The sequence below is a fragment of the Candidatus Defluviibacterium haderslevense genome (genome assembly GCA_016712225.1).
In the GTDB taxonomy this organism is placed as follows: domain Bacteria; phylum Bacteroidota; class Bacteroidia; order Chitinophagales; family Saprospiraceae; genus Vicinibacter; species Vicinibacter haderslevensis.
In genome coordinates, this window is sequence record JADJRL010000003.1 from 2,275,122 (window position 1) to 2,287,806 (window position 12,685).

General features: G+C 32.7%; 12 protein-coding genes. 4 read left to right on the forward strand and 8 right to left on the reverse strand.

Annotated features, from left to right (window positions below; genetic code table 11):
- Window positions 1–77 precede the first annotated feature (77 nt).
- On the forward strand, window positions 78–3,998 hold the full coding sequence (locus IPK88_08910; protein ID MBK8243534.1) for a gliding motility-associated C-terminal domain-containing protein: 3,921 nt from the start codon (window positions 78–80) through the stop codon (window positions 3,996–3,998).
- Window positions 3,999–4,177: 179 nt separating this feature from the next.
- Here IPK88_08910 and IPK88_08915 read toward each other — a convergent pair whose 3' ends face one another.
- The 3 genes from IPK88_08915 to IPK88_08925 all read right to left on the reverse strand — a co-directional run bounded on the left by IPK88_08915 (window position 4,178) and on the right by IPK88_08925 (window position 6,622).
- Window positions 4,178–4,777: a DUF4230 domain-containing protein gene (locus tag IPK88_08915; protein MBK8243535.1), complete on the reverse strand. Its 600-nt coding sequence runs from the start codon at window positions 4,775–4,777 to the stop codon at window positions 4,178–4,180.
- Between the two features lie 70 nt (window positions 4,778–4,847).
- Window positions 4,848–5,648, reverse strand: coding sequence for a DUF3108 domain-containing protein (locus IPK88_08920; protein MBK8243536.1), 801 nt, complete (start codon window positions 5,646–5,648; stop codon window positions 4,848–4,850).
- Between the two features lie 8 nt (window positions 5,649–5,656).
- Window positions 5,657–6,622: a hypothetical protein gene (locus IPK88_08925; GenBank protein ID MBK8243537.1), complete on the reverse strand. Its 966-nt coding sequence runs from the start codon at window positions 6,620–6,622 to the stop codon at window positions 5,657–5,659.
- A 76-nt stretch (window positions 6,623–6,698) separates the two neighbouring features.
- Here IPK88_08925 and ruvC point away from each other — a divergent pair, with 76 nt between their 5' ends.
- Together ruvC and IPK88_08935 are read left to right on the forward strand one after the other, a co-directional pair.
- A complete protein-coding gene (ruvC, locus tag IPK88_08930) occupies window positions 6,699–7,265 on the forward strand; it encodes a crossover junction endodeoxyribonuclease RuvC (GenBank protein ID MBK8243538.1) in 567 nt (188 codons plus the stop codon).
- 156 nt (window positions 7,266–7,421) lie between these two features.
- Window positions 7,422–7,973, forward strand: a complete 552-nt coding sequence (locus IPK88_08935; GenBank protein MBK8243539.1) for a YceI family protein — start codon at window positions 7,422–7,424, stop codon at window positions 7,971–7,973.
- Between the two features lie 75 nt (window positions 7,974–8,048).
- Here IPK88_08935 and IPK88_08940 read toward each other — a convergent pair whose 3' ends face one another.
- The 5 genes from IPK88_08940 to IPK88_08960 all read right to left on the reverse strand — a co-directional run bounded on the left by IPK88_08940 (window position 8,049) and on the right by IPK88_08960 (window position 11,321).
- Window positions 8,049–8,795 carry a T9SS type A sorting domain-containing protein gene (locus IPK88_08940; GenBank protein ID MBK8243540.1) on the reverse strand — a complete coding sequence of 249 codons (747 nt, stop codon included), beginning with the start codon at window positions 8,793–8,795 and terminating at the stop codon, window positions 8,049–8,051.
- Window positions 8,796–8,845: 50 nt separating this feature from the next.
- Complete coding sequence (locus IPK88_08945; protein ID MBK8243541.1) at window positions 8,846–9,253, reverse strand: hypothetical protein; 408 nt, start codon at window positions 9,251–9,253, stop codon at window positions 8,846–8,848.
- A 156-nt stretch (window positions 9,254–9,409) separates the two neighbouring features.
- On the reverse strand, window positions 9,410–9,961 hold the full coding sequence (locus IPK88_08950) for a DUF1003 domain-containing protein (GenBank protein ID MBK8243542.1): 552 nt from the start codon (window positions 9,959–9,961) through the stop codon (window positions 9,410–9,412).
- A gap of 211 nt (window positions 9,962–10,172) precedes the next feature.
- Window positions 10,173–10,505: a hypothetical protein gene (locus IPK88_08955; protein MBK8243543.1), complete on the reverse strand. Its 333-nt coding sequence runs from the start codon at window positions 10,503–10,505 to the stop codon at window positions 10,173–10,175.
- A gap of 9 nt (window positions 10,506–10,514) precedes the next feature.
- On the reverse strand, window positions 10,515–11,321 hold the full coding sequence (locus IPK88_08960) for a hypothetical protein (protein MBK8243544.1): 807 nt from the start codon (window positions 11,319–11,321) through the stop codon (window positions 10,515–10,517).
- A 791-nt stretch (window positions 11,322–12,112) separates the two neighbouring features.
- On the opposite strand from IPK88_08960, the gene IPK88_08965 reads away from it, so the two are divergent.
- A complete protein-coding gene (locus IPK88_08965) occupies window positions 12,113–12,568 on the forward strand; it encodes a 3-oxoacyl-ACP synthase (GenBank protein MBK8243545.1) in 456 nt (151 codons plus the stop codon).
- Window positions 12,569–12,685: the final 117 nt, after the last annotated feature.

Consider the following 12,685-nt stretch of genomic DNA (forward strand, 5'->3'; position numbering starts at 1 on the left):
TCATTTTTTTCATAATTATAACAATCTTTAGTCAAATCTTTGGACAGGGACAAACTTGTATCCCAAATGATACCAATTTGTGCTACATCAAAGAAAAATATTCTGGTTCTGAATTGGTAATTGAAAAAAAAATTGAAAGTGATGAGTTGATTTACAGCACTTACACTCCACTTTTAGCTGATGTAGATGGTGATTGTGTTCCTGAACTAATTACTCCGGATATCAATAATCAAAATATTCTCATTATAAATACAAAATCAGGAAACACAAAATATAGAATAGCAACATTTGAACTTTATCCTTTTTCAAACAATTTTTGTATTGGTGATATCGATGGAGATGGCACACCTGAAATATTTGTTGTAGCAAGCCCTTATTCACAAAACCCTGTTAACATACAAGGTAAATTAATTTGTTACAATTTAAAAGGAGATGTTATTTGGATTTCTGATCAGAGAGTAGATTTGAATTATATTGGTAACCTTATTAGAATTTTTGGGGTTCCGGGATTAGCAGATTTTAACCAAGATGGAATACCAGAAATTTATATTAGTAATAAAATATTTAATTCACAAACTGGTGTAAAATTAGCAGATGGAGGGCCGAATGGCATTGGAAGTGAAATCAACCCATCATATTTTAGTCCACTCTCGATTGCAGCTCAATTAGATGAGGACTTTTCAGATTTAGAATTAGCTGCTGGATATTCTGTTTATAAAGTGATTATCTCTAATATTAGTGGAATGGCCGGCAACAATATGATTGCAATGAATATTAAAATAAATAATGAGTTAAGGGATGGCACAACCACTATATCCGATATAAATCTCGATGGAAGATTGGATGTTGTAGTGACTTCACCGGGAGTAAGTAATGAAGGATTAGTTTATGTTTATACTTTATCAAATAGCATTCCAAAACTTATAGCAAAAGCATATCCACCAGGAGGATCTGAAACAGTAATAGGTTCTCCTCTATTAGGAGACATAAAAGGTTTTGGAAAACCTTCTATTGTGTTTTCCAGAGTATCTAAAATATATTCATATTCATATAACGGTTCTGGTTTTCTTCAACAAGATTGGAGTCAGACCACAACTGATACATCTGGCGTAATGGGAATAACAATGTTTGACTTAAATAATGACGGGGTTCAAGAATTAATTTATCGAGATATGAATTCTCTCAATATTGTAGATGGATCTTCTAACCCGGTTATAATTGCATCAATTAATTGCTTTTCACCTACCTGGTATGAGAGCCCAATTGTAGGTGACCTTGATAACACAGGGCATGCAAAAATTTGTGTGCCTTGTTCGTTTGATATTTACAACACAGACGGAAAGCTCACTATTTTCGGGCCGCCAGATAGCATTCGCCGATGGGCTCCATCACGTGGTATCTGGAATCAATACAACTATCATGTTCTAAATATCAATGACGACCTCACAGTACCACGTGTTCAAAAAAACAATGCTACATATAAGAATGGAAAATATAATAATTTTTATGTCCAAGAATCCTTGCTCGATAGTAATGGTATGTCTAAAAAACCAGCAGCTAGTCTCACAGGCAACATCAAATGCATTAATTACGATCCTCTAACCAATGAATACATAGTAGTATTTGACCTATACAATCGCAAGGACGCTTCGAATGAAGCAGATTCCAATTTAGCGGTTAGTTTCTACAATGGAGACCCTACGAGCTCAGGAACATTGATTGGGATTTATTATACATTGAAAACAATCCTTGCAGGAGATAGTCTACTGAATTTGGAATATCGATTCACGGCTTCTAATCTTAAGGATCTGTTTATGGTAGTGAATACGATTAAAAATGGATCGGGTGTATTCGATGATAAAGATTTTAATCAAGCTGAATGTGATTACACAGATAATATCTCACGTACACTGGAATTGCCAAAACTTGATATTATTCAGGCTACGATTTGTAAGGGCGCAACATATCAATTCTTAGATACATCCATTCAAGATCCTGGAAAATATTATCGTAAATTAAGTAATATAAAAGGTTGTGATAGTCTGATACATATCTTAAATCTAAATACAGTAGATACCATTTATACCAAACAATCAATACAAGCCTGTGATGATTATCAATGGAATAATAAATTACTTACCCATAGTGGCATCTACGTATTTGATACCTTAAATCAATTCGGCTGCGACAGTATTATAAGTTTAGATCTGGTCATCAATACATCCAATTCCTTAAAAATTAAAGATACAGCGTGTTATTCTTATTACTGGAATGGACAGACATATTATAATTCAGGATCGTATTCATTCCAAACAAAAAATAATTCTGGATGTGATAGCACAACAACATTAGACCTTTTCATCTATAAGACTGATACAACAGACTTAATTGTTGAATCCTGTAATGATTATTATTGGGGTAGATATTATTATAATATGAGTGGATATTGGAAGTTTGATACGGTAAATCGATTTGGATGTGATAGTATGATTAATTTGTGGTTGACTATTATTAAAGAGATTAAAATTACCCAATTACAGACAGCTTGTGATTCATTGATATGGAATGGAGTTACATACACTCAATCAGGAATATATAATGATACGACACAAAGTTTTAAAGGTTGTGATAGTATTACTACACTCCAACTTACGATCTCTAAATCAAATCAAGCAGCAACAAAACAAACCAGTTGTGACAGTTATCATTGGAATGGTACTACTTACACCCAAAGTGGAACATATACATTTACTAATCGGAATGTTAATGGTTGTGACAGTATCGAAACACTACAACTGATAATTAATAAATCAACGAATTCAACGACAAATATGACTACATGCGACAGTCTAATGTGGAATAATATAGTGTATAAAAAAAGTGGTACATATCAATACACAACATTGAATGCATCCGGTTGTGATAGTATCGCTACATTGAATTTAATTGTTAATCCAACGAATCAAATACACATCCAACAAACTGCGTGTAATTCCTATACTTGGAATGGTAAAACCTACACCCAATCAGGATTATATAATTATCAAACGAAAAATATTACTGGATGTGATAGTATAATCACCCTGGATTTAAACATTATTCCATCAAGTCTAAAAGATACTTCGATCACTATTTGTGACAGCATCATATTTCTAAATAAAACACTAAACACTAAAGGAAATTATACATTCACTCTAAAAAATACTCAAGGCTGTGATTCAGTGATCCATCTGAATCTGAATATCAATTCACAAAACTTTAAAGCCAATGTTTCAATTTGTGGATCTTATCAATGGAATGTAAATGGCATCACTTATGATAGTTCTGGAATTTATATCGCAAAATATACGAACCAATCAGCTTGTGATTCCACCTATCAATTGGATTTAACCATACACAAGAATTACGAAATCAAAGAAAAAGCAGAAGTTTGCAATGAATATTTATGGCCTGTAAATAAAGAATTATACACTCAATCTGGGGATTATATCTATCCACTAAAAACAAATCAAGGATGCGATTCCATCATCAAATTAAATCTTTTCGTTAACCCTGAATTCCAACATACCGACACAGTATCTACCACTGATGTTTATACCTGGCCAGTCAACCAAAAAACATATCCCTCATCAGGAACCTACCAAGAGGTTTATCAAACCCAAAATGGTTGCGATTCCATACACTTACTACTCCTATCCATCAACAAAGATGTTTCTATATATTATCCAAATATCATTCATCCTGGAGGTCTGAATTCCTATTTTACAATTTACGTTTACGGCGCCTCAGCAACCATCAAAACCCTATCTATCTACGACCGATGGGGCGAACGCATTTGGCAAAAACACAATTTCCCACCCAACGAACTCCAGCAAGGATGGGGTGGGAAATTCAAAGACCAAGATGTAATGCCTGGCGTTTATGTATGGCATGCGGAGTTACTACTACGCGATGGAAGTGTTATTGTGGAGAAGGGTGATGTGACGGTGATGCGGTAAACAATTAGGAATTGTCAATTACGAATTACGGGAACGGATATATCAATTACGAATTGTCAATTACGAATTTCGAAAAGCGAATATCAATTACGATTAACCATTAACCATTAACCATTAACCATTAACCATTAATCATTAACCATTAATCATTAACCATTAACCATTAATTGTGAAATCTTTTAATTTTTAAATGGAATCTGCTTTCCTTGCTCATCTTTAATTTCTAAATTCCAACCTGAATGTATGGCTAGTTGTTGGAGCATTTCTAGCATTTCATTCATTCGTTTGGAGGTGCGTTGAAGTAAATCGGAGGTTAAGGCCTTTTGAAGTATTTGCTCTTTGGCTTTTTCTTGAAGTTCAGTCATCTCATTGGGTGAGAAATAATTAAAAGTGCCCTGTTGAAGATCATAATAATCTAATTTATGATCAATGGCGAGTATTTGGGGTGTGAGATTAATTGTTAATTTAATGGTTTTGGTTTTTTCGTCGATAATCATTTTGCTGGTATCTGCATTAATCCCTGCAAGGACATTGGCTTGAATTCTTATGATGGCCGTTTTTCTAAATGGGCTCACATCAAACCAAGTATAATCCTTATGACTGTATAATTCATTGAATTGAGCTTCAATATTGACTATTTTAAATACATCTTTTATTCGCTCAAGCATTACCGAAGATGTAGTATTGGTATGATTGGTTTTCTTTTCATAACCGGATCCTACGTAGAATCCGATCCCAAAACAAACAAGACAAGCCATTAATATAGAAAGTAAACGCATGTTAAATCATTGGTAGTTGAAATATGAAATGATCATTTAGTATTAAATATTTTGGTTTTTGATTCAGGTTTTATTTGTGTTTTGAATTCAATGGAAATTTTAAATTTTCGTAACTCATTAATAAGGCTTTAACAGAGCCTACCGTTAATGGTGATTCTATGATGAGGGGAAGTTTGTTTTCATCATAACCAATATTGATTTTCATTTTAGCTCCATCTTTAAATACGCTTCCTGATATCACTTCCGCATTACATAATAGCGCACTGTATTTTCCGTTTTCTTTAACTGAACATTTGGGTTCTTCTTTAAGATAGCTCATGCCTAAATTATAAATTTCATTGTCGAGTATCATATTGAAATTTACAGTTTTATTTATTTTTAAAATGTCTAAATTGGTTTGGCGCAAGAAGTACATCGAAGAAACCAGATCATAAACATCTGTTGTCAGTGGTATTTCTTTGGTTGTAGTTTGTGACATGGATTTACCTATGGATGATATCATTTTATTGTTGGGATAATCGAAAACCACTTTTTCATAATGTACATAGGATCCTTGATGAATATCACGGATATAAAGTTTAGGCAATAGCGTTTTTTTGTCAATATAGGAATGGTATTTATCCCGAACCTTATAGAACCATTCGTAGGAAGAGTATGTTTTTCCAGTAACCTCAATATGGTAAACATCACCTTCATCTTTAACTTCAAAGGCTACTTCTCCGGCTGATAACCACACAAAATTCCAGTTGTAATACAATTTGTAAGTTATTTTTTCTCCACTATTAAATGGCGCTTCTTTAGCGTTAATATGTTCTTGATATAAGAAAATAAAAATGCAGAAATAGAATATTCTTTTATTAATTGACTTCATAATGTAGCTTATTTTATTTTTTGATACCATTCAACCTTATTAAAATTTGTTCGCGTTTTATCTTTTGATTCAATAAACAATATTACGATCCCAAAAATTGCAGGTAAACCAATATTTATCCAAAAAAGTGTCCATGATATTCCTAAAGCCAAATTTGAACTCATCCATAGATTGAGTACAAAAACTGCCAATCCGCCTCTAATCAATCCGTTTAAGGATACAGGGAGTATGATTAAACTTTGGATTAGATAAATCAGACTTACAGCTGAGATTATTTCAATCCAGTTGACATTGGCATGTATACTGATTAACAGGGCAAACTGAAAAACAAAAACACCATATCGTAATATCGAGTACACAGAAATAGATATGATGTCTTGAGTAGAAATAATGGTGGTATGAATATCCGGAAAATAAGATCCGACTAAGGTTTTAAACTTGGATTCTTTTTTGGATAAGAAATAAATGATCACCAATAAAGTAATAACACAAACGAATAATGTAAGATAAATAGATGTACTATCGTTTTGAAGTTGATTTGAATAGCATAAAGAATAGATGGGATACCCCATTAGAATTCCAAAACTCACATTCGTAATGGTTTGAATCAATGATCCCATCAAGCTCAATGGAACTAGACGTAAGGCATTAGTTTCGGTTTGTTGACCCAATCGGCCTAAATATTGGCCAAGACCAAGAGGTGTAAAGAAGGATAAGGCTACACCTTTTAGTACCGTCTTATAACTATCCACAAAACTTAAATCCAATTTCGCCCTTTTATAGATTTTTAGCGTTTCTAAACCCCAATTAATGGGCATTAAAACTAAAATTAAAACCAGGGTCCATCCATTCTGAGCATCATTAAAGTTTAGTTCTGAAAGATACTGGTACGCATTAGAACCCATCCAAAGCAGGCAAATAGCACTCGCTAGTGCCAACAATTTGAATTTTCTGTCCAGGATCCAATTTAACATATTACTTAAACTCTTTTTATTTTAAAAAGTAAATCCTTCTATCCAACATATGCCCTTATTGTTTTGTTAAAGTCTAATGAATTTACGCAAAGATCGAATACTTGGTATAGATCCGGGTACAAATATTTTGGGTTTCGGTATATTAGAATTTAACAACAACCAATCTAAAGTGCTGGATTGTAATGTAATACATCTTAATAGCCATGAGGATCACCAAACCAAACTGAAAGAAATCTTTTTACAAATTCAGGAAATCATAGAAACTTACCATACAGGAATAATGTCCATAGAGATGCCGTTTTATGGTAAAAATGCCCAATCCATGTTGAAATTGGGTCGGGCGCAAGGGGTAGCAATGGCTGCCGGGATGATCATGGGGGTAGAAATCCACGAATTTTCAGCAAAAAAGATTAAAAAAGCCGTTACAGGCAATGGGAATTCATCAAAAGAGCAAGTTGCTGATATGTTGATGCGAATTTTAAATTATAAAATAGATTCTAAATATCTGGATGCTTCTGACGCCTTGGGAGCAGCGTTTTGCTATACCTCACAGAATAAACTGCCCATAAAAGGGGCAAAAGGTGATCCTAAATCTTGGTCCGGATTCATGGCGGCTCATCCGGATCGGATCGTTAAACTTTAACATATAATTTGAACTATTTATGTTGATTTATTGAACGATGGGGTAATGGAAAGGGTTTTTATAGCGTTAAGTGTAGACGAATGATTTAATTTAGTTCAAATCAAATTAAACCCTTTATTTGCTGAGAGGTCTATTAAAAAAAACAAAAAAAATATTATGAAAAAATTAGTTGTATTTATCTTTTTCACTTTAGGAATCAGTTCTCTATTTGCCCAGGAAAAATATTTTTCAAAGACGGCAACGGTTAAGTTTCATTCTGATTCTAAAATGGAAAAAATTGAAGGAACCAATTCAAAATCATCAACAGTTATCGATGCTTCTTCCGGCAAATTAGAATTCGCAGTATTGGTTAATGCATTCCAATTTGATAAGTCATTAATGCAAGAACACTTTAATGAGAATTATATGGAGTCCACTAAATATCCAAAAGCTACGTTCAAAGGTTCTATAGAAAATAATGATGCTGTTAAATACAACACCAATGGGACCTATAAAATAAATGTAAAAGGAGATATGACAGTACATGGAGTTACCAAGCAAGTAACATTTCCTGCAGAATTAAAAATTGATGAAAAAGGAATTCACGCCATCTCTAAATTCTCAATACTTTGTTCAGATTACAATATCACTATACCTGCATTAGTTAAAGACAAACTTTCAAACAAAATTGACATCACCATAAATTCTGATTACCAGAAAATGAAGTAATTCTCTTACTTTCAATTTATAATCTATTAGATTTCACAGTAAACCTATTTTTTGATGACTCAAAAAATAGGTTTATTATTTTACAACCAAAAAACGCATTGTAAATCGTTCTATTTGATTTTTGAAATGCAGATAATAGGTTCCTGTTGAGAACGAAGTTAGATCAAAATTAATGTGGTTTAATTCTTTTGAGTTTGTTGAAATGACGGTTTGTCCAAGATTGTTTTTTATATCGAATCTTCCCACTAAATCATAGCCAGCCTTGGCTTCTATATTCAATATCTGATGGGTTGGATTGGGTGATATTTCAAAAGGGATGTCAATATTTGATGTTAACTCTTTTGTATTTACAAAAGGGCTCAGTTCATAGCTCAATACATCATTCATATACGTTTTTAATTCTCCAGTAACAAAATATACTTTGTTCCCTATAACAAATGAACCTGGAGCCCATCTGCCTTGTCCAGGATGCGAGGTGAGTTGTTTCCAATCATTGGTCAATGGATTGAATTCCCAGAATTCACCCTCACCTAAGTAATCATGATCTTCACCTTGGCCACTTAATATATAACCTTTATTTTGATAGCTAAATTGAGTTCCTGCAACGCGTCCCTGTGCCGGTAAGTCATTCATTTGTGTCCATGTATTGGACTTGGGATCAAATTCATATAGATCTTTAAAAATGCCTTCTCCATGGCCAAATCCTACATATGCTTTTTCGTTCACTTCAAAATAATAGGGATGGTGTCTTTTGACTCCGGGAAAACTATCCCTTTGTTGCCACTGATTAGTTTTAATATCATATTCCCACCAATCTTTCAAATTTCCTAATCTGGATGATCCAAGGCCAACAAATATTTTATCATCTGCTGCTAAAATGCAGGATGACCCCTTCCTTCACAAGGGCAACTGGCTAATTCCATCCAGGTTTCAGTGCTTGGATCAAAGCGCCAAAGATCTTTTAAATAGGCCGTCGTAGATATTCCAAACCCGGCATACCCGTACCCCTTATAATTAAAACCATAAGAATATCCACGAGGACCTCCAGGAAAACTATCCAGTTCAGTCCATTGATCAGTCAATGGATCATATTTATAAAAATCACTTTTCAAGCCATCTATCGTACTGCCGGCACCCATGAAACCATGACCATTTAATGCAAAAGTAAATGGATGATCTCTACCCAAAATCGAATTGGGGAGGTCATTTAACTTGGACCAAGATTGGGCATAAGATGATGATATAGTCACCAAGAAAAATAGGGTATAATATTTAAGCATATGATAAGCAATTAATTTAGCATTTAAGATTATGACAACTAATAAATATTCATGTTAATGGTTCATTATACCTATAACTTTAACTTTTAAGCTTAACTTAAAATGATGCGATCAAGCTACTAATGATTAGGGTGTCGAAAGTCAAAATTTTATGTTTCAAAGATCTTGTTTTAATGCGGATATTTTTTTTTCAATGCCAAGGAGTATTTCTAATTGTTTAGCTTGACTATCAAACAATATCTTAATTTGTTCTTCGAGCAGCAGATCAATTTTTTGATGTAGACTTCTAACTTCTAATTCTGCTTTTAGATTAATCAAGTAATCGTTTTCACTTCTTTTGCGATCTTTTTCTTCTTGTCTGTTTTGGCTCATCATAATTATGGGAGCCTGAAGAGCTGCGATGGTAGATAATATTAAATTCAAAAGGATAAATGGATAGGGATCAAATCGTTGGTTAATTATTGTTACGGAATTATAAATGATCCATACTAACAGGATAAATCCAAAAGTAATAATAAACTTCCAACTGCCACCAAATGTAGCTACTTTGTCAGAAATGGATTGGCCTCTGGTTAAAATTTCCTGAGGTTGATTCAGAAGATTATTGATAATCAAGCTTTCTTCGGCAATTGTTTTTTTTACAATTTCTTGTAATTTTTTAAGTTGAATTGCTTCTGCATCGAGAAGTAATTCTATGTCTTTATCCATAAGTATATATTTTAAATCTACTGATTAGGCAGCTAAGTTAATACAAAGTTTGGATAAAAAACGAGTAATGTTATAATTGAGTATGAATAAGGGATAATCCTTATTTGGTACTAGTTTATTTAAGATTAAGATAATCTGATATTATCATGTATGGTTATAAGTTGAAGAGTAATTTTAAATCCATTTTAGAAACATTTAGACAAAAACAAACTTAATTTTGAGATTTAGTTTTTGAATATAAATATTGTTTGATGAATAATTTTTCATTGGGATTATTTATTTTTGCCTGACTAAACATTTCAGGTAGAATACAATCCCATTGAGTTATTGAATATTCTGAAGGATGATGAAGAGCGTGGCATCCGGAACACTTTTCTATATAAAGCTTATATCCAGTTTTTAGATCTTGAATTTTAATGTTTGGATGATGATGTTGTACGTTCACTAAGTCAGTGTCAAGAGGTTGCCATTTTTGTAAGCTCGAACATGCTAGAATGCATAATAATGCGGAAAGTAATATGCGATAATGTGAAGTTAATGGCATGGATAGTATTTATAAATTAACGCCAAACACTAAACGCACATTATGATTTTCTTTTCTATCTAATACTTTATTAAAAGGAGCATTTGCAGTCTTATGTAAGTTGCTCCACTGTGGCAAATAATTGATAATAGCAAACCATTTACCTTGTCTGAAATTCAACGTTGGTCCTCCAGAGACTAACGAATATTCCCAGATATTATCATTTGTAATGGCATTTTCATTTTGAATCTCAAAGCCTAATCCGAAAGTTGGTTTTATTAAATATTGATAGGCGACAATGAATTCAGTAGTCTGGCTACCTTGTTCACTTTCTATTTGATTATTTTTCCATTCAAATTCTTTTTCGTATTCATATACAGCATTGAATACATAAATATGTTTATCAAATATTTTGTCAAAAATGAGCTTGGCTTCTAATTCCAATTCATCGCCCCCTATTATTCCCCACTCACCATATAATGCAAACCCAACTTTATTAACTGTTGGATCAAAGAGCTTCCATTTCCATTCATTGCTGAATCCGAGTTCTGATTTCGTTATGGTCTCATCTTTTGATTCACTAAAGCGAACATGATTGTTATTTAGATATAAGGAAGTTTGAATATTATGACCTAATCCTGCTTCAAACTCTATTCTTTGATCTTGGGCGAAATAAAATTGATCTTTGCGATCAAATCTGGAAGTATGCCAGAATTCGAGGTCTATAGTACCTTTAGGAAGGACATTGGATGTGTAAGCTCTAGCGAAATATCGATCTTGAGCTACAGACATTAAACTTGTCAAGAGGAATGGGAAAAAGATAAGATTAATTTTCATATATAAATTATTTATTATTTCGCAAAGTTGATTATATTTAAGCATATGTTATTTGTGTTTTAAAGAAATTTTAATTAGTGAGGAAGAAAATTATGGTTTCAATTCACTTAATAAAATTGGATATTTCTGAAAAGTCGAGCTAAAGCGATATGTTTTACAGAATCCAACAAATTTTGTATGAAATTCACGTTGTTTAAGAAAATGATTTTTATAAGAAAAATATTTGAAGCAATATTATTTTTTTCAGTGACGTCGCCTATAGAGTTGACCATAAATTGATATTTAAACCATTTAATCATTTCACTTTAGCTTATGTCCTTAGTTCTTGATTTAAATACACTTCGTGTGTACAATTACCAATATATATTAAACTTAATTATCGGTTTCACGCGCAAAGCATATATCAAACCTCATTTTTTGGCTCATTTTTGAGATAAAGGCCTAAAGTGTAGAGGACAAATGATTCTTTAATGGATTCAGCATATTAAGGCGATAACTTCATTTCAATGACTACTGTGAGATCAGATGATATACTTGGTGTGGATCAAATAAATAGTAGTTTAGACTCAATAGCATCGTTTAATTTAGTCTTTTTATATCATTGAAGTGAAGTTAAAGCATTGATATTTAGGTGTTCAGTTTATTCAATCAATTGTGTCATATTATTTAATCAAATTTTTTTATTCTGGTAAATTCTGGGAATATTACATTGTCTTATTATATTGCGACCTAGATAAATAGGGAACTTTTCTGAAATCTATTTCCTTTTATGAAAGTAAAAATTAAAGATTTTGAAAACAATCAATAAAAAATCAGTTTTAGATGCTTGTAAAATAATGGTACAAGTTCGGATGGACAATGCCCAGGAAGCCATGAACAGTGCTCATGAGTCCACCTTGAATGAGGAAAAGAGCAGTGCAGGTGATAAATTTGAGACAGGCAGAGCCATGGGTCATCTCAATAGAGATATGTTTGCTAAACAATGGGAGCAAGCCAATAAAGATATGGAAATCCTTAATGGAATTCAAGCTTTTAAGCGTCATTCTGAAGTTGAGTTGGGAACACTCATTTATACTAAAGATAAGATATTTTTTATAGCTTTGGGATTAGGAAAGATCATGGTGGAAGGTCATGAAGTTTGGGTGATTTCTGAACAATCACCTTTGGCATTAGCCATGCTGAATAAAACACTTAAGGACTCTTTTGAGTTCAATGCCATTAAGTATAAAATAAACAATTTGGAATAAGGTAAATCTTAAAATGGATTATTGCATAAGATTTAAGTATATAAGATTAAAGCTTTGTAGAATTGCATTATAAGAGTCATGGCCAATCATGAATTATTCATTCGTACTTTATCAAGT